Origin of the sequence: Cypionkella aquatica (assembly GCF_030161095.1) — a bacterium.
GTDB classification, from domain to species: Bacteria; Pseudomonadota; Alphaproteobacteria; order Rhodobacterales; family Rhodobacteraceae; genus Cypionkella; species Cypionkella aquatica.
On record NZ_BSPP01000007.1, the window covers coordinates 586,794 to 603,770 of the forward strand.

Here is a 16,977-nt window from a genome sequence, read left to right on the forward strand (position 1 = left end):
GGAACAGACCAGATGACTGCGACTGACTTTCATACAGTTCTGCCCGAGGTTTTGCTGGCGCTTTATGCGATGGCGGCCCTGCTTGCCTGCGTTTATGCGGGCAAAGATGCGCTGACGGGTGTTGTGACTTGGGCGACGGCGGGGGTGTTCGTGGCACTTGCCGCCTATATCGGTTTCGCGGGCGAAGGTGCCAATCTGGCCTTCGGCGGCATGTTCATCGACGACGCCTTCTCGCGTTTTGCCAAAGTGGTGATCCTGCTGTCGTCCGCCGGGGTGCTGGTGATGGCGCAGGATTACATGGCGCGCAACGATATGGGGCGGTTTGAATACCCCATTCTGATCGCGCTTGCGGTCGTTGGCATGATGTTCATGGTGTCGGCTGGCGATCTGATGCTGATGTATCTCGGGCTAGAGCTGCAATCCTTGGCGCTTTACGTTGTGGCCGCGATGCGGCGCGATTCCGTGAAATCGACCGAGGCCGGTCTGAAATATTTCGTGCTGGGCTCGCTGTCCTCGGGCTTGCTGCTTTATGGCGCGTCTTTGGTCTATGGCTATGCGGGCACCACTTTGTTCTCGGGCATCCTGACCACCTTGGATGCAGCGCATCTGGGGCTGGTGATTGGCCTTGTGTTCCTGATCGCGGGCATGGCGTTCAAGGTCTCGGCGGCACCGTTCCATATGTGGACGCCGGACGTTTACGAAGGCGCACCGACCCCCGTGACCGCTTTCTTCGCGACCGCGCCCAAGGCTGCGGCGATGGCGATGATTGCGCGTGTGTTGTTCGATGCGTTCGGTGCGATCCCGGCGCAATGGGGGCAGGTGCTGGCGGCTTTGGCGGTGGTCTCGATGTTCCTCGGCGCAACTGCCGCAATCGGCCAACGCGACATCAAGCGCCTGATGGCCTATTCCTCAATCGCGCATATGGGCTACGCCTTGGTCGGTCTGGCGACGGGCACGGCAGAGGGCGTGCAGGCGATGCTGATCTATATGGCGATCTACGTCACCATGAACCTTGGCACCTTCGCTTTCATTATGTCGCTGGAAAAAGACGGCAAGCCGATCAGCGATATCGACAGTCTGAACATGTTCTCGAAGCGCGAGCCTTTGAAGGCGCTTGCCGTGCTGATCCTGATGTTCAGCTTGGCCGGTGTGCCGCCGATGCTGGGCTTTTTCGGCAAATTCTACGTGCTGAAAGCCGCTGTTGATGCGGGCATGACATGGCTGGCACTGGCGGGGGCTGTGGCCTCGGTGATCGGTGCGTTCTACTATCTGCGCATCGTGTTCTTCATGTATTTCGGGCGGGATACCGAAGGCGCGTCCAGCCGGATGGCGCCGGTGCAATGGCTGATGTTGGTGGCGGTGGCCGCGGTGATGCTGCTTGGCGTCGTCAACCTGTTCGGCATCGAAGGCGTTGCTGCGGCGGCGGCTGCAGCTCTTGTCGGCTAAAGCCGCATGGCCTGATGGCCACGGGCGTCACGTTCTGCCAACGGTTGACAGCACCAATGCATATGCGTTGCGCATGGCCCTGGATACACCGGGGCCTGCGTGGTTTCTGGGGCTAGAGCAAACCGCTGGCCGGGGCAGGCGGGCACGGCCTTGGGCATCGCCACGCGGAAATTTCTACGCCAGTTTGCTGCTGCACCCGACCGAGCCGCCTGAGCAGATCGCCCTGCGCAGCTTTGCTGCAAGCCTTGCCTTGCGCGATGCCTTCGTCAGTCTGACCGGGCTTCCCGGCGCTTTTGCGTTGAAATGGCCCAATGATGTGCTGCTGAATGGCGGCAAGGTGGCGGGGATTTTGCTTGAAAGCACGGCGTCAAAGACCGGCTTTGATCTGGCCATCGGCATCGGCGTCAACCTGATCGGCGCACCCGATCCGGCAGCCGTGGAGGCGGGCGCCACAGTCCCGGTCAGCCTGCTGGCCGAAACGGGCCTGCGCGTGACACCCGAGGCTTTCCTCGACGCGCTCGCCCCCGCCTATGCCGCATGGGAAGCGCTTTTCATCGCCCAAGGCTTCGCCGCCCTGCGGCAAGAATGGCTGGCCCATGCCGCGCGGCTTGGCGATACCATCCGCGCCCGCACCGGAACCCAAACCCGCGAAGGCGTGTTCGAAACCATTGATCCCGCAGGCAATCTGATCCTGCGAATGTCCTCTGGCCCTGTCGCAATCCCTGCGGCAGAGGTGTTTTTCTAAGTGGGGTGCGGCATGCTTCTGGCCATCGACTGCGGCAACACCAACACGGTGTTCTCCATCTGGAACGGCGCGAAATTCATAGCCACTTGGCGCATCGCCACTGACCACAAGCGTACGGCAGATGAGTATTTAGTCTGGCTCTCCAGCCTGCTTATGCTGACCAAAACAGAAGCCCAGATCACCGAGGCGATCATCAGCAGCACCGTGCCGCGCGTTGTCTTCAACCTGCGTGTGCTGTGTGATCGCTATTTCAACTGCCGCCCGTTGGTGGTGGGCAAGCCCGGCTGCAACCTGCCCGTGGCCCCCCGCGTCGATCAAGGCACCACCGTTGGCCCCGACCGCTTGGTCAATACCGTGGCCGGGTTTGACCGCCACGGCGGCAATCTGATCGTGGTCGATTTCGGCACCGCCACCACCTTTGACGTGGTGGACCATGACGGCGCTTATGTCGGCGGCGTCATCGCCCCCGGCGTCAACCTCTCGCTCGAGGCGTTGCACATGGCCGCCGCCGCGCTGCCGCATATCGACGTGGCAAAGCCTGCAAAAGCCATCGGAACGAATACGGTGGCTTGTATGCAATCGGGCGTGTATTGGGGCTATATCGGGCTGATCGAAGGCATCGTGCGCGCCGTGCGCCGCGAACGCGAGACGCCTATGAATGTCATTGCCACTGGCGGACTGGCTTCTTTGTTCGCCCAAGGAACGGAACTATTTCACAAAGTTGAGGACGATTTGACCATGCATGGCCTTGTCCTCATCAACCAATACAACAAGGAAACGGCATGAGCGGTGAGCGGCTGATTTATCTACCATTGGGCGGGGCCGGCGAGATCGGCATGAACGCCTATGTCTACGGCTATGGCCCGAAAGGGCGCGAGCGTTTGATCCTCGTCGATCTTGGCGTGGCTTTCCCGGATATGGACACATCCCCCGGCGTTGATCTGATCATGCCGGATATCTCTTGGCTGGCTGACAAGCTGGACCGGCTTGAGGCCATTTTCATCACCCACGCCCACGAAGACCACATCGGCGCTTTGGCGCATCTGTGGCCAACCTTGCGCAAGCCCGTTTATGCGCGCAAATTCACCGCCACCATTGGCCGGTTGAAATTTGAAGAATACGGCCTGCCGAAAGACGCGATCACCACCGTCGAGTCGCGCCCCCACACGGTTGAGGCTGGCCCCTTCAAGGTGCAATTCGTCCCCGTCGCCCATTCGATCCCGGAATCTGGTGGCCTGGTGATCGACACGCCTGCGGGCCGTATTTTCCACTCGGGCGATTTCAAACGCGACGCGACGCCCATCGTCGGCGAAGGCTGGGACGACGCGGTGATGGAGGCGATTGCCGCCGAGCGTCCGATCAAGGCGCTGATGTGCGATTCCACCAACGTGTTCTCGCTGCATGAAGGCCGCTCGGAAAGCACGCTGAAAGACCCGATTGCCGAATTGATCAAGAATTCCGGCGGCATGGTCGTGGCCACCACCTTTGCCTCGAACGTCGCTCGCCTGAAAACCTTGGCCGAAGCGGGCCGGATGGCGGATCGCTCGGTTTGCCTGCTCGGTCGCGCCATGAAGCGGATGGTGTCGGCGGCGGAAGAATCTGGCGTGCTGAAAGACTTCCCGCCGGTGATCACCCCCGAGCAAGCGCTGGAAGTGCCGCGCAAGAACCTGATGCTGATTGTGACGGGTTCGCAGGGGGAACGCCGCGCGGCGTCGGCGCAACTCAGCCGTGGCAAATATCTGGGGATCGAGATGAAAGAGGGCGATACCTTCCTGTTCTCGTCCAAGATCATCCCCGGCAATGAACGCGGCGTTTATGCCATCGTGAACGCTTTGTCCGAAAAGGGCGTCAACATCGTTGATGACAACAACGGGCTTTACCACGTCTCGGGCCACGCCAACCGCCCGGATCTGGAGCATGTGCATCGCCTGTTCCTGCCCGATATGCTGATCCCGATGCATGGCGAACACCGCCACTTGCGCGAACATGCCCGCATCGGGCTTGAGGCTGGCATCGCCTCGGCGGTCGTCACCAACGGCATGATGATGGACATCACCGGCGACGTGCCCAAGGTCGCCGAACATATCGAGGCGGGCCGCACCTATCTGGACGGCTCGGTGCTGATCGGCGCGCTGGATGGCGTGGTGCGCAACCGCATCCGCATGGCGCTGAATGGCCTTGCGATGGTCACGGTGATATTGGACGAGCAGGACCGCCCGCTTGGCGAGGCTTGGGTCGAGTTGATGGGCCTGCCCGAAACCGGCAAAGGCGGTCGCAATCTGGCCGAGACGCTGGAAACCGAACTGACCGAGTTCCTCGACGGTGCCGGTCGGAAAATTCTGGCGAATGACGACAAGATGGACGAGGCCCTGCGCAAAATCGTCCGGCAAGTCTCGATGGAAGAGATCGGCAAGAAGCCCGAAGTCATCGTTGTGGTCAGCCGCTTGGCTGCCGAATAATCCAAAGCATCAGCGGTTTGGCAAACACCAGACCGCAGATGCCAGATCACCGCCCCGCTTGACCGCTCTGATCAATAGCTGGTGGTACAATTTTCACAAACCACATCTAATAGAAATCTGTCCCAGCTGGGACAGAATCCCGGCACGTTTTACCGCGTAAAGCCCGGCGTTGAAATGCAAAAGGCCCCGCAGATCGCAGGGCCTTTTGTCATTCTGGTGGCTGCATCAGCGCCGAATATCAGCCTTCAGTGCCCGTGGCGGGCGCATCTTCCGGCTCGTCTGCGGTGCTGGTGGTGATGGCAAAGCTGCGCATCAGGAAGTCGGGCATATGGTCGCCCATGCCAACCACCCGCTCGCCATTGTCGCGTCCGCCGCGATAGTCGCGCCGATCATCACCGCGGCCTTCACCCCGGCGGTCATCCCGACGCGGTTCGTGGCGGTTGTCATTGCGCGGCTCATTCCGGCTTTCGCCACGACCCTCACTCCGGGGTTCTGCGCGATGCTCATGGCGATGCTCGCCCCGACCTTCTGTGGAACGCGCTTCCGAAGACCGCCCCTCTGCGCGGCGATCATCCGAACGATCTTCCCGACGGGGACGCTCTGCGCGCTCGGGCCGGGTTGGGGCTTCAGCGACGACAGGTGCTTCAACAGCGGTTTCCACTGCGGCGACGGCCACGGCTGCCACCACGGGTTTGTCCTCACGCGCGCCACGCTCACGCGGGCCACGCCCACCACGGCTGCGCGACGACGACGACGAGCGTTCTTCACGCGCGCGCTCGGGTTGATCCGACGCACCTTCCAACGCACCTTCCGGCACTTCACCACGCGGGATCGGCTGTTTCACCAGCGCTTCAATCGCGTTGATGTATTTCTCATCCGACGGCACCGCGATCGTATAGGCTTTGCCCAAACGCCCGGCACGACCGGTGCGGCCAATGCGGTGGACGTAATCTTCAGGGTGGCTTGGCGCGTCAAAGTTGAACACATGGCTGACCGCCGGGATGTCCAGACCGCGTGCCGCCACATCCGACGCCACCAGCAAATGCACCGAGCCGTCGCGGAACCCGTCCAGCGTCTTGGTGCGCACCGATTGATCAAGGTCACCGTGAATAGGCGAGGCATTGAAGCCGTGCTGTTTCAGCGATTTTGACACCACATCCACATCCATCTTGCGATTGCAGAAGATGATGGCGTTGGTGCAGGACTCGCCCTCGGCCCGGATCAGCGCCCGCAAAACCGCGCGCTTTTCGGCAAAAGAACGATCCTTGCGCGAGGGCGTGAACTGGATCAGCTTTTGCTCGATCGTCAGCGATGCCGTCGCCTGCCGCGCCACTTCGACCTTCACAGCCCCCGACAGGAAGGTGTTGGTGATGCGCTCAATTTCCGGCGCCATCGTCGCCGAATAGAAGAAGGTCTGCCGGGTGAACGGCGTCAGGCTGAAAATCCGCTCGATATCGGGGATAAAGCCCATATCCAGCATCCGGTCGGCCTCATCCACCACCATGATCTGCACGCCGGTCAGCAACAGCTTGCCGCGCTCGTGGTGATCCAGCAGGCGGCCGGGGGTGGCGATCAGCACATCGACGCCACGGTCGATCAGCTTGTCTTGCTCGCCAAACGACACGCCGCCGATCAGCAAAGCCTTGGTCAGTTTGGTGTATTTGGCATAAACATCAAAGTTTTCCGCCACCTGAGCCGCCAATTCGCGGGTAGGGGCCAGCACAAGGCTGCGCGGCATCCGCGCTTTCGCCCGGCCTTGGCCCAGCAAAGTGATCATCGGCAGCGTAAAGCTGGCGGTCTTGCCGGTGCCGGTCTGGGCGATGCCCAACACGTCTTTGCCTTGCAGCGCGTGCGGGATGGCTTGGGCTTGGATCGGGGTGGGGGTTTCGTAGCCGGCTTCTGCCACGGCCTTGAGCACGCGGGGATCCAGCGCGAGATCTGAGAATTTGGTCATCTGCGTCCTGAGTGATGCGGGTTCGGCCCGCATGAAATGAAGGGACGCTGCTTTCCGGGCGCCCCGGCGTCTGGGGCGCTAAGGCCCTGCCGCGCGCATAGCGGATTACGCACGGCAGGTCAAGGATTGTGGAGAAAACCGCCAATTTTGGCCAGATTTAGCCGTTGTTTCAGCCGATATCGAAGCTAACGCCCTGCGCCAGCGGCAAAGTGGTGCCGTAGTTGATGGTGTTGGTGGCGCGGCGCATATAGGCTTTCCACGCATCCGAACCACTCTCGCGCCCGCCGCCGGTTTCCTTCTCGCCGCCAAACGCCCCACCGATTTCAGCGCCCGAGGGGCCGATATTGACGTTGGCGATGCCGCAATCGCTGCCGCGCGCCGACAAAAACGCCTCTGCCTCGCGCAGATCATTGGTGAAGATCGACGACGACAGCCCTTGCGGAACTTCATTGTGTTTCTCAAGCACATCATCGAAGTCTTTGTAGCGCATCACATAAAGGATCGGCGCAAAGGTTTCATGCACGACGGGACCAACCTGTGCAGGCATCTCAACCAGCGCCGGGTGCGCGTAGGCGCCACCCAGACCCGTCACCGCCGCGCCACCATGCACCGTGCCACCTGCCGCACGCGCATCGTCCAGCGCCTTTTCCATACCCACCAGCGCGCCATCATCAATCAGCGGCCCGATCAACACGCCGGTTTCCAACGGATTGCCGACTTTGACCGACGAATAGGCGGACTTAAGGCGGGGCAGGAAGGCGTCATAGATGCTGTCATGCAGGAACAGGCGGCGCAACGTTGTGCACCGCTGCCCCGCCGTGCCCATCGCCGCAAAAGCGACGCCACGCAGGGTCAAATCCAGATCAGCCGAGGGCGTGACAATGGCCGTATTGTTGCCGCCAAGCTCCAACAGGCTGCGGCCAAAGCGGGCAGCCACTTTGGGGCCAACCTCGCGGCCCATCCGGGTCGATCCAGTGGCCGACACCAGTGCGACCTTGGGGCTATCAACCAAGGCTTCACCCAAAGCCCGGCCACCGATCAACAGGCTGGACAGCCCGTCAGGCGCATGGTGGCCCGCATCTGCAAAGCGTTTCAAAGCGCGCTCCAGCAAGGCATGGGCGGCCAGTGCGGAAAGCGAGGCTTTCTCTGACGGCTTCCACACCACGGCATTGCCGCAGACCAAGGCAAGCGCGGTGTTCCACGACCAAACCGCCACCGGGAAGTTGAAGGCCGAGATTACACCAATCACGCCAATAGGATGCCAGGTTTCCATCATGCGGTGGCTGGGGCGTTCGGAGGCAATCGTATAGCCGTAAAGCTGCCGCGACAGCCCCACCGCAAAATCACAAATGTCGATCATTTCCTGCACTTCGCCCAAGCCCTCGGACACCACCTTGCCGACCTCGATCGACACCAGACGACCCAAGGCAGCCTTGTTGGCGCGCAACTCCTCACCCAGCAATCGCACCAATTCGCCACGCAGCGGCGCGGGCACATTGCGCCAGTCGCGGAACGCGCGGTGCGCGGACTGGATCGCGGCTTCGGCCTCGGCAGCGGTATGTTCGGCGATCGAGCCAAGGCTTTCGCCACTGATCGGGGTGCGGGTCGGCAGCGGGCCCGCTTCGGGGGTGACGCCCAGCTGCGCGAGCAGGGTTTGCACTTCGGTGTTCAGCGACATATGGGCCTCATACAGCAGGGAGTTTGCGCTATAAGACCGGGCCGGCATGGCGTTGCAAGAGGTGGCGGGCCCGCGCAGAGGGTGCGCTCTGCCGGGAATTTGCAACACTCTGCGCGGTCCGCACGGCATAGTGCCGCTTTTGGCGCTACAATCTGAGCCGAACACACTGCACAAAACAGCAAGCTGTCAGGTTCAAAAATATTCCGTTGCGCAAAGACGGGCTGCCCAAATTCCGGGCAGCCCCGGCGTCACACCATCATTTCCTTGGTCGCGGTCAACTTCACCTCGGGGTAGTCGCGCTCAATGCGGTCGATATCCCATTTCAGGCGGGTCAGGAAAACTGTATCGCCGTCGTTATCCAAGGCAATATGGCCCTTGTTAACATTGACGAATTTTTCAACCTCGGCCTTGGCACCTGAAACCCAACGCGCCGAGGTGAACTGCGAAGGCTCAAACCGGACGGGTAGGGAGTATTCCTGCTCGATCCGGCTGGCCAAAACCTCAAACTGCAAGGGGCCGACGACGCCGACGATAAAGCCAGAACCGATCATCGGCTTGAACACTTTCGCGGCGCCTTCTTCGGCAAATTGCATCAGGGCTTTTTCCAGATGCTTGGCCTTCATCGGATCGCCTGCACGCACCACTTGCAGCAGTTCCGGCGCAAAAGACGGGATGCCGGTGAAGCGCAAAGCCTCGCCTTCGGTCAGCGCGTCACCGATGCGCAATTGGCCATGGTTCGGGATGCCGATGATATCGCCGGCCCAAGCCTCCTCGGCCAACTCACGGTCGGCGGCGAGGAACATCACCGGGTTGGCGATGGCCATTTGCTTCTTGGACCGCACATGCAGCAGTTTCATGCCGCGTTCAAAATGCCCCGAGGCCATGCGCACGAAGGCCACGCGGTCGCGGTGCTTGGGGTCCATATTGGCCTGAACCTTGAACACGAAGCCCGTAACCGTCTGTTCTGCCGGATCAATCTGGCGTTCTTGCGCTTTTTGTGGCTGCGGCTCTGGGCCATATTCGCCCATGCCGTCCATCAGTTCCTTGACGCCAAACGAGTTGATCGCCGAGCCGAACCAGATCGGGGTCAAAGAGCCGTTCAAGAAAGCCTCTCGGCTAAAGGCGGGCAGCAATTCCCGTGCCATTTCAAGCTCTTCGCGCAGCTTCTTCAACTGCTCTGGCGCGATGTGATCAGCAAGCTTTGGATCATCAAGGCCCGAGATCTGGATGGTTTCGGCGACCTTGTTGCGGTCGGCGCGGTCCATGATTTCCAGACGGTCGTGCAGCAAGTCATAAGCACCGACGAAATCGCGCCCCATGCCGATGGGCCAGGACGCAGGGGTTACGTCAATCGCCAGATTCTCTTGAATTTCATCAATAATATCAAACGTATCGCGCGATTCGCGGTCCATCTTGTTACAGAAGGTCAAGATCGGCAGATCGCGCATCCGGCAGACTTCAAACAGCTTTTGCGTCTGGCTTTCCACACCTTTTGCGCCGTCAATCACCATGATCGCCGCATCAACGGCGGTCAGCGTGCGGTAGGTATCTTCGGAAAAATCCGAGTGGCCGGGGGTATCGACGAGGTTAAAGCGATAGTGCCGAAAATCGAACGACATGGCCGAGGCCGAGACCGAAATCCCGCGCTCTTGCTCCATTTTCATGAAATCCGAGCGGGTGCGGCGTGCCTCGCCCTTGGCACGCACTTGGCCAGCCATCTGAATGGCGCCACCAAACAGCAGGAATTTTTCGGTCAACGTGGTTTTGCCTGCGTCGGGGTGCGAAATGATCGCAAAGGTCCGGCGGCGGGCGATTTCGGGCGGGAGAGGGGCGCGATTGTCAAGCATACAGGCGCTTTAGCCGAAAGTGCTGCGCAGGTCTAGCGTTGCCGCGCGGGGGCGGAGCGGGGCGTTTTGAACAGGGTTTGCGGGCCAATGGCATCCAGAAACTGCCGACCCGCCTCGGTGCCAAAATGCTGATTCTGACTAAGGCCGGGGAAGCGGGCTTTGACATCCTCTGACAATTCGGCGGGTAGACGGTTCACGGTGGCATCATTCACCATCAGGCTTTCTGCGGGAACCCCCTCGGCATAGATGATCTCATGATGATCGAACACGATGCTGAAGAAATCGACAACGCCACCTTCTTGGATAAAAACAGATTTATTATCAACAAGATGCTTGGCCTGCACCAGAAGTTCAGAGGTGGGCAGATTGGCATTGCGCTGGCGTTGATACAGAAACATCCGGTGATGCTGGCTGACAATCAAATCGCTGGAATTGCCCAATGTGCCCGCTGTGATCACGACAGGCGCAAAGGCCCCGACAGCGCGCAGGGTGGTCGAGCCAATCCAGCGGATCGACTGGCCGCCGTGATCGCGCGTCAGCACCTTATCGCCGACCTTCAGGGTTTCAATCGCCCGCTGCTGACCCGAGGCAAGGGTGATCATCGTGCCACGCGCAAAGGACACGCAAAGCAGATCGGCAAGGCCGGTGTCTTGCGGCGCATCGTCAATCTTCAGCAGGCTGTAATCGTTCAGACCTGACATTGGAGACAGCGGCAGCACGAAACGCGCGCCATCGGGCAGCGAGATCAGCACCAGATCGACCTGATCGCCGTCAGTGCTCATCATCGTGTAGCGCGCTTCAAACAGCAGCGCGTCGCCCAAGCCGCCCACAGCCGAGCCTTGGCCGACGCGTTGCAGCCCATCGGCCAAGGTAACAACAAGCCGCAGCGGGGCTTGGCTTGCGTCCAACGCATAGATGTCACCCGCGCAGACGTCTTCGGGGCCAGTCAGGCCGTCGCCAATATTCACGCCATTGATGACGTAAATGGCATCGGCTGGCAGAACCTGACAGGCGTGACCGGGCGCAGAAGAGGTGTTTTGGGCGTTCATGGGGCGAAACTTACCGAGCGATCGTTAATATTGCATATGAACCGCGAACTGGTGCGGCTCAAGTCAGTAGACGCGAACAATGGGGTTAAATTTTGACTTTCTGGTGAATTGCACAGCACGACGGTGGCTTACAGTGCGGCGGATCGGCTGTTAGGTTGGCGCAAACAAAGGAGTCTGGCGATGGATTTGGGCATTAAGGGCAAGCGGGCGCTGGTGTGTGCGGCGTCAAAGGGCTTGGGGCGCGGCTGTGCGATGGCTTTGGCCGAGGCCGGGGTTGATCTGGTGATCAATGCCCGCGGTGCCGAGGCATTGGAGTCGACAGCGGCAGAGCTGCGCAGCTTTGGCGTGCAAGTCATTGCTGTTGCTGCAGATATCACCAGCGAAGCGGGACGTGCGCAGGTGTTGGCGGTGGCGGGCGATGTCGATATTCTGGTGACCAATGCAGGCGGTCCGCCACCGGGGATCTGGTCGGATTGGGAGCGCGCGGATTTCATCAAGGCGCTGGATGCCAATATGCTGACGCCGATTGCGCTGATGAAGGCGCTGTTGCCGGGGATGATTGGCAAGGGCTGGGGCCGCGTGGTCAATATCACCTCGCAATCGGTGAAATCGCCGATCGCACAACTGGGCTTGTCTAACGCGGCGCGGGCGGGGCTGACGGGTTATGTCGGCGGCACAGCGCGGCAGGTTGCGGAGTTTGGTGTCATTATCAATAACTTGCTGCCGGGTATTCATGCGACGGACAGGGCGGTGTCCTTGGATGCGGGCGTGGTTAAAGCGCGCGGGATTACCATGGAGCAGGCGCAGGCGGAACGCGCGGCGGGGATTCCGGCGCGGCGCTATGGCACCGCGACCGAGTTTGGCGCGACATGTGCGTTCATGTGCAGCCAATATGCGGGCTATATGGTGGGGCAGAATATCTTGCTGGATGGCGGCGCGATGAACAGCACGATGTGACCTATCGCGCCTGTGACCTTGCAAGACTGTGACCTTGCGAGGTTGGGGGGCGGCTGTTAGGGAAGTCGAAACGCCAATGAGATCAGCATGACCTCTAGTTCAGAACGTATTGAAATACAGGGGCTTAGCCGGAGTTTTTCGGGCCGGGCTGTGGTTTCGGATGTGTCGTTGCAAGTGGCGGCGGGGCAAGTGATGTGCCTGCTGGGGCCGTCGGGCTGCGGCAAATCGACGACTTTGCGGATGATTGCAGGCGTGGAAACCCCGGATCAAGGGCGGATTTTGATTGATGGCCAGCCGGTGTTTGACGCCGGCGTAAACCTGCCGCCAGAGGCGCGGGGAGTGGGGCTGATGTTTCAGGACTTCGCGCTGTTTCCGCATCTGACGGTGGCGGGGAATGTGGCGTTTGGGCTTGTCGGTGACAAGGCAACCAAGCTGCGGCGGGTCGAGGAACTGCTTGAAAAGGTGGGGCTTTCGGGGTTTGGCAGCAAGCATCCGCACGAGCTTTCGGGCGGTGAGCAGCAAAGGGTCGCGCTGATCCGCGCGCTGGCACCGAAGCCGCGGGTGATGCTGATGGACGAGCCGTTTTCGGGCTTGGACAACCGTTTGCGTGATGGCATCCGCGATGCGACGCTGGAGGTGCTGAAGGCCGAGGGGGCGGCGGTGCTGTTGGTGACCCACGAGCCGGAAGAGGCGATGCGGATGGCGGATGAAATCGCGCTGATGCGTGGGGGCCAGATCGTGCAGCGCGGCGCGCCCTACAACATCTACAACGCGCCGGTGGATCGCGCAGCTGCGGCTTTTTTCAGTGATATCAATGTGATCCGGGGGCGCTCGACCGGGGCTTTGACAGAGACTCCGTTCGGCGCATTTCTGACGCCGGGGCATCTGGATGGCGGTGAAGTGGATATTGTCATCCGGCCGCAGCACCTGAAAATCGACTTCGACCGGGCCGGAAGGGGCCCTAATCCGACGGTCTCAGAGGGCAGTCCGGCGCGCGGAATCGTGCAGCGGGCGCGGTATTTGGGCCATGCCAGTTTGGTAGAGTTTCGGATGGAATTCGACGGATCCATCCTGACCGCTTCGGTGCCGGGGGTGTTTTTGCCGAAACCTGACACGGTTTTGTGGCTGATGATCAGGCGGGATCGCTGCTATGTGTTTCCTGCTGCCTAAGGGCTTGGGAACGCTGGGGTAATCATTGGATTTTGGCCGGAAACCGGCGTATGGAAAGCGGCCATATAGGGGCCATATAGCGGCCATATGAGCGGCGGGGCTAGTTTGCGTTAACCATGAGTGCGAATCGTCTCGGCGTCCAAGCGCGCGCGGTAGTCGGGCAGGGTGCGACCGGGCTCGTCCGGGTAACGCTCGCCGGTTGGAGTCACGGCGACGATGCGATCAACGCGAAAGCTGCGGAAATCGCCGCGCGCCTCGCAATAAGCGGCGAGGGTTGAGATTTTGGCGTGTTTTTCCAATCCCAAAGGCCGGATGTCACGGTGACTTTCCAGCCCCTGCGGGTCGATATAGGTGATCGCCACCCGTTCGCGCGCTTTGATGGCGCGGCGCAGGGCGGGCAGGTGCTTTGGCGCGTGGTTCGAGGTGGCACCCGGAAAGGCGAACAGATCGCCGTCGTCCTTTGCGGGCGCGGGGGTGACAGCGGCGATGCGTTTGGCCAGCGCGCGGGCGGCTTTGGCCAAGGCGGCATCCGGGCTTTCGGTGGCCAGACGCAGACCCAGCCGCAAGGCGTCAAGCTCTACCGCGTTCAGGATCATCGGCGGCAAGGTGATCGGCGCGCGCAGGATGTAGCCAACGCCCCGCTCGCCCTCGACCGGCAAGCCAGAGGCCATCAGCGTGTTCATATCGCGCCAGATCGTGCGGATCGAGACATTGAGGCGTTCGGATATATCCGAGGCGCGGTGCAAGCGGCCATCGCGCAGAATCTGGATCAGGTCGAACAGGCGGTCGGTACGGCGCATCGGTTTTCCGGGTTTGGGTGGCTAAGGCAACTGACATATAGCTGTCAGCTATATGCGGGTAAAGTGGGGGATTGGCCGGGTTTTTCGGTTTCATTTCGTGCGGTTCCCTGCGTTAGTTGCAGCCGGACCTGCTGCATCTGCGGCTTTACTGGAGAAATGATCATGCATCTGAGCCCGTTGCACCTGCTGGTGGTGGCTATTGTTGTCCTCGTGCTGTTTGGCCGGGGTAAAGTGTCGAACCTGATGGGCGAATTTGGTCGCGGCATCACCGCGTTCAAAAAGGGCGTCTCTGAAGGCAATACCGAGCTGGAAAAAGACGCAGCGGCCAAGGCTGCGCGAGATGTGACCCCTTCGGAAGTCGTCACCCCTTCGGAAAAAGACAAGATATAAGTGCCGCAGCTTGCCATCTGAGGGGTGGCATCTGAGCAGAGGGCCTGCGGGCCGCACGCCGTGAAGGGACAAGGCTAGATGTTTGGGGATATCGGCTGGGCCGAATTGATATTGATCGGCATCGTCGCGCTGATCGTGATTGGGCCAGAGGATTTGCCGGATATGTTCCGGCAGGTCGGGCGGTTTACGGCCAAGTTGCGGCAGATGTCGCGCGAGTTTTCCCGCGCGATGGAGCAGGCAGCGAAGGACACGGGCGTCAAGGATGTGGCGGATGATCTGAAGGCTGCGACCTCGGCCAAGTCGATGGGCTTGAACAAGGTTAAAGAGGCTGCGGACCGGTTCGAGAAATGGGACCCGATCAAGAACGCGGCGAGGCCCACAGTGGCAAGCAGCGTTGGCAACAAACCCTTGGTGCCGCCGCCGATGCCTGCCGGGGTGGAGCCAGTTGCGGCAGCTGATCCGGTTGCCGTGGTCGAGCCAAAGATTTTGGGGCCAGAGACGCAGGCTTTGATGGATAAAAAGGCCGCCAAGCAGGCGATTTTGGCGGAAACCGTTGAAAAGCTGAAGGCCGTCGATACTGGCGTCGATACGGGTACGGTGGCCAAGGCTGCGTCGAAGGCAGACGTGAAGCCTGCGGTAAAGCCGCGCGTGCGCAAGCCGGTGGCCGCGGCAGAGGTTGCTGTGGCCGAGGCCGTCGTCGTGCCAAAACCCCGCGCCCCGCGCACCACAACACCACGCAAGACCAAGAAGGCGGATGAAGCATGAGCCATACCGACGAGGTGGATAGCAGCGCCGCCCCGCTGATCGAGCATCTGAAAGAGTTGCGCAACCGCATCCTGATCTCGGTCGCGGTGCTGGGGGTGGCTTGTCTGGTCGGCTATCTGCTTTGGGTGCCGATCTTTCATGTGCTGTCGATTCCGATGTGCAATGCGATGGCGGATTACGGGCAAAAGTGCCAGTTCGTGCTGATCAAGTTGCAGGAAGGCTTCTTTGTCGCGGTGAAGATCGCGGTCTGGGCCGGGTTTGCGATGTCGTTCCCGGTGATTGCGTTCCAGCTGTGGCGTTTTGTGGCGCCGGGGCTGTATCGCAATGAAAAGGGCGCGTTTTTGCCGTTTCTGATCGCGTCACCCGCGATGTTTATCGCAGGCGCAGCCTTTGCCTATTACATGATCCTGCCGGGGGCGTTTCACTTCTTCCTGTCGTATCAGGGCGATTTTTCGGAGGCGATGAATCCGGGTGCAGAGCCTGTCGCGCCGTCGATCACCAGTGCGGCGGCGGGTGTGCTGTATCAAGGCTCGGTCGAAAGCTTTTTGTCGCTGACCATGCAGTTCATCATGGCATTCGGTTTGTGCTTTCAGCTGCCGGTGCTGCTGACGCTGATGGGCAAGGCGGGGATGATTTCCTCGAGCGGGCTGCGGGCGACGCGGAAATATGCGGTGGTGGCGATTTTGTCGGTGGCGGCGGTGGCAACGCCCCCCGATGTGATGAGCCAGCTGATCATGTTTTTCGCCATCTATCCGCTGTACGAGCTGTCGATCTGGCTGATCGCCGGGTTTGAGAAAAAGCGCGAAGTGCAAGAGCGCGCCGATGGCACTTGGGTAGAGCCGGAAGATGAGTGATCCGTTGCTGCGCATTGCCGAGGCGCTGGAGCGGATGGCCCCAGCGCCGGCAGCAAGCCCCGATTTCAGCGCCGAGGCGTTTGCTTGGCACACCGGCCCAGATCGGCTGGAGCCTGTGGCGCGGGTGTCTCGGGTGGATATTGGCCTGCTGATCGGTGTGGACCGTTCGCGCGATACCTTGCTGGCCAACACGCGGTTCTTTGCGCGGGGCCTGCCTGCGAACAATGCGCTGTTGTGGGGCGCGCGCGGGATGGGGAAATCGTCTTTGGTCAAGGCGATCCATGCGGCGGTGCGTGCCGAGGGCCATGATCTGAAGATCGTGGAATTGTCGCGCGAGGATCTGCCGTCTGTGCAGCGTTTGCTGGCGCATCTGCGCCGCGCGCCCTTTCAGTTCATCCTGTTCTGCGATGACCTGAGCTTCAGCCACGATGACCAGCATTACAAATCGTTGAAAGCGGTGCTGGATGGCGGCATCGAGGGGCGGCCCGAGAATGTGCTGCTTTATGCCACCTCGAACCGCCGCCATCTGATGCCGCGCGACATGATCGAGAATGAACGCTCTACCGCGATCACGCCGGGCGAAGCGGTTGAAGAAAAGGTGTCGCTGTCAGATCGCTTTGGGCTGTGGCTGGGATTTCATCCCTGCAGTCAGGACGAATATCTGGCGATGATCCAGGGCTATGCGGATGCCTATGGGGTGGTGGTTGCGCCGGATGTGCTGCGCGCCGAGGCGATTGAATGGCAGGCAACGCGGGGCAGCAGATCTGGCCGGGTGGCGTGGCAATTTTTCTGCGATCTGGCGGCGCGTCACGCGGTGGCACTGTAAGCTCTTGCACTTTCTGCGGCTTGGCCCGATCTTAGCG

15 protein-coding genes are annotated in these 16,977 nt (G+C 60.9%); 10 read left to right on the forward strand and 5 right to left on the reverse strand.

Annotation, left to right across the window (positions count from 1 at the left end; translation table 11 throughout):
• Positions 1-12: 12 nt before the first annotated feature.
• Genes nuoN through QQJ98_RS11460 form a run of 4 tightly spaced genes read left to right on the forward strand, consistent with a single transcriptional unit; the run spans position 13 to position 4,650 of the window.
• The gene (gene nuoN / locus QQJ98_RS11445; RefSeq protein ID WP_284325459.1) at positions 13-1,446 is read left to right on the forward strand and encodes an NADH-quinone oxidoreductase subunit NuoN; all 1,434 of its coding nucleotides are present in this window, start codon (positions 13-15) and stop codon (positions 1,444-1,446) included.
• Positions 1,436-2,191, forward strand: a complete 756-nt coding sequence (locus QQJ98_RS11450; protein ID WP_284325460.1) for a biotin--[acetyl-CoA-carboxylase] ligase — start codon at positions 1,436-1,438, stop codon at positions 2,189-2,191. Before nuoN ends, QQJ98_RS11450 begins: the two co-directional genes overlap by 11 nt.
• 12 nt (positions 2,192-2,203) lie before the next feature.
• On the forward strand, positions 2,204-2,977 hold the full coding sequence (locus QQJ98_RS11455; RefSeq protein WP_284325461.1) for a type III pantothenate kinase: 774 nt from the start codon (positions 2,204-2,206) through the stop codon (positions 2,975-2,977).
• The gene (locus QQJ98_RS11460) at positions 2,974-4,650 is read left to right on the forward strand and encodes a ribonuclease J (RefSeq protein ID WP_284325462.1); all 1,677 of its coding nucleotides are present in this window, start codon (positions 2,974-2,976) and stop codon (positions 4,648-4,650) included. Before QQJ98_RS11455 ends, QQJ98_RS11460 begins: the two co-directional genes overlap by 4 nt.
• A 238-nt stretch (positions 4,651-4,888) precedes the next feature.
• Here QQJ98_RS11460 and QQJ98_RS11465 read toward each other — a convergent pair whose 3' ends face one another.
• The 4 genes from QQJ98_RS11465 to QQJ98_RS11480 all read right to left on the reverse strand — a co-directional run bounded on the left by QQJ98_RS11465 (position 4,889) and on the right by QQJ98_RS11480 (position 11,178).
• Positions 4,889-6,604: a DEAD/DEAH box helicase gene (locus QQJ98_RS11465; RefSeq protein WP_284325463.1), complete on the reverse strand. Its 1,716-nt coding sequence runs from the start codon at positions 6,602-6,604 to the stop codon at positions 4,889-4,891.
• A 169-nt stretch (positions 6,605-6,773) separates the two neighbouring features.
• The gene (gene amaB / locus QQJ98_RS11470; RefSeq protein ID WP_431307814.1) at positions 6,774-8,264 is read right to left on the reverse strand and encodes an L-piperidine-6-carboxylate dehydrogenase; all 1,491 of its coding nucleotides are present in this window, start codon (positions 8,262-8,264) and stop codon (positions 6,774-6,776) included.
• A gap of 266 nt (positions 8,265-8,530) precedes the next feature.
• On the reverse strand, positions 8,531-10,129 hold the full coding sequence (locus tag QQJ98_RS11475; protein ID WP_284325465.1) for a peptide chain release factor 3: 1,599 nt from the start codon (positions 10,127-10,129) through the stop codon (positions 8,531-8,533).
• Between the two features lie 32 nt (positions 10,130-10,161).
• Positions 10,162-11,178 (reverse strand): Hint domain-containing protein, encoded by a 1,017-nt coding sequence (locus QQJ98_RS11480; protein WP_284325466.1) that lies wholly within the window; start codon positions 11,176-11,178, stop codon positions 10,162-10,164.
• A gap of 180 nt (positions 11,179-11,358) precedes the next feature.
• On the opposite strand from QQJ98_RS11480, the gene QQJ98_RS11485 reads away from it, so the two are divergent.
• The gene (locus QQJ98_RS11485; RefSeq protein ID WP_284325467.1) at positions 11,359-12,135 is read left to right on the forward strand and encodes an SDR family oxidoreductase; all 777 of its coding nucleotides are present in this window, start codon (positions 11,359-11,361) and stop codon (positions 12,133-12,135) included.
• Between the two features lie 87 nt (positions 12,136-12,222).
• On the forward strand, positions 12,223-13,305 hold the full coding sequence (locus tag QQJ98_RS11490) for an ABC transporter ATP-binding protein (RefSeq protein WP_284325468.1): 1,083 nt from the start codon (positions 12,223-12,225) through the stop codon (positions 13,303-13,305).
• A gap of 110 nt (positions 13,306-13,415) precedes the next feature.
• Here the strand turns inward: QQJ98_RS11490 and QQJ98_RS11495 are convergent, their stop codons facing one another.
• On the reverse strand, positions 13,416-14,105 hold the full coding sequence (locus tag QQJ98_RS11495; protein WP_284325469.1) for a helix-turn-helix transcriptional regulator: 690 nt from the start codon (positions 14,103-14,105) through the stop codon (positions 13,416-13,418).
• A gap of 156 nt (positions 14,106-14,261) precedes the next feature.
• On the opposite strand from QQJ98_RS11495, the gene tatA reads away from it, so the two are divergent.
• The 4 genes from tatA (at position 14,262) to QQJ98_RS11515 (ending at position 16,940) form a co-directional block, all read left to right on the forward strand.
• Positions 14,262-14,495 carry a twin-arginine translocase TatA/TatE family subunit gene (tatA, locus tag QQJ98_RS11500; protein ID WP_284325470.1) on the forward strand — a complete coding sequence of 78 codons (234 nt, stop codon included), beginning with the start codon at positions 14,262-14,264 and terminating at the stop codon, positions 14,493-14,495.
• A gap of 78 nt (positions 14,496-14,573) precedes the next feature.
• Entirely contained in the window at positions 14,574-15,260 is a 687-nt protein-coding gene (tatB, locus tag QQJ98_RS11505; RefSeq protein ID WP_284325471.1) for a Sec-independent protein translocase protein TatB, read from the forward strand.
• Positions 15,257-16,114: a twin-arginine translocase subunit TatC gene (tatC, locus tag QQJ98_RS11510; protein ID WP_284325472.1), complete on the forward strand. Its 858-nt coding sequence runs from the start codon at positions 15,257-15,259 to the stop codon at positions 16,112-16,114. The genes tatB and tatC overlap by 4 nt, the downstream gene beginning before the upstream one ends.
• On the forward strand, positions 16,107-16,940 hold the full coding sequence (locus tag QQJ98_RS11515; RefSeq protein WP_284325473.1) for an ATP-binding protein: 834 nt from the start codon (positions 16,107-16,109) through the stop codon (positions 16,938-16,940). The genes tatC and QQJ98_RS11515 overlap by 8 nt, the downstream gene beginning before the upstream one ends.
• Positions 16,941-16,977: the final 37 nt, after the last annotated feature.

Excerpts from the sequence above, each read along its gene's own strand:
- QQJ98_RS11460 (WP_284325462.1), top strand. The coding sequence starts at position 2,974 with ATGAGCGGTGAGCGGCTGATTTATCTACCATTGGGCGGGGCCGGCGAG.
- nuoN (WP_284325459.1), top strand. The coding sequence starts at position 13 with ATGACTGCGACTGACTTTCATACAGTTCTGCCCGAGGTTTTGCTGGCG.
- QQJ98_RS11475 (WP_284325465.1), bottom strand. The coding sequence starts at position 10,129 with ATGCTTGACAATCGCGCCCCTCTCCCGCCCGAAATCGCCCGCCGCCGG.
- QQJ98_RS11455 (WP_284325461.1), top strand. The coding sequence starts at position 2,204 with ATGCTTCTGGCCATCGACTGCGGCAACACCAACACGGTGTTCTCCATC.
- QQJ98_RS11515 (WP_284325473.1), top strand. The coding sequence starts at position 16,107 with ATGAGTGATCCGTTGCTGCGCATTGCCGAGGCGCTGGAGCGGATGGCC.
- tatA (WP_284325470.1), top strand. The coding sequence starts at position 14,262 with ATGATCATGCATCTGAGCCCGTTGCACCTGCTGGTGGTGGCTATTGTT.
- QQJ98_RS11485 (WP_284325467.1), top strand. The coding sequence starts at position 11,359 with ATGGATTTGGGCATTAAGGGCAAGCGGGCGCTGGTGTGTGCGGCGTCA.
- QQJ98_RS11495 (WP_284325469.1), bottom strand. The coding sequence starts at position 14,105 with ATGCGCCGTACCGACCGCCTGTTCGACCTGATCCAGATTCTGCGCGAT.
- QQJ98_RS11465 (WP_284325463.1), bottom strand. The coding sequence starts at position 6,604 with ATGACCAAATTCTCAGATCTCGCGCTGGATCCCCGCGTGCTCAAGGCC.
- QQJ98_RS11490 (WP_284325468.1), top strand. The coding sequence starts at position 12,223 with ATGACCTCTAGTTCAGAACGTATTGAAATACAGGGGCTTAGCCGGAGT.
- QQJ98_RS11480 (WP_284325466.1), bottom strand. The coding sequence starts at position 11,178 with ATGAACGCCCAAAACACCTCTTCTGCGCCCGGTCACGCCTGTCAGGTT.
- tatC (WP_284325472.1), top strand. The coding sequence starts at position 15,257 with ATGAGCCATACCGACGAGGTGGATAGCAGCGCCGCCCCGCTGATCGAG.
- tatB (WP_284325471.1), top strand. The coding sequence starts at position 14,574 with ATGTTTGGGGATATCGGCTGGGCCGAATTGATATTGATCGGCATCGTC.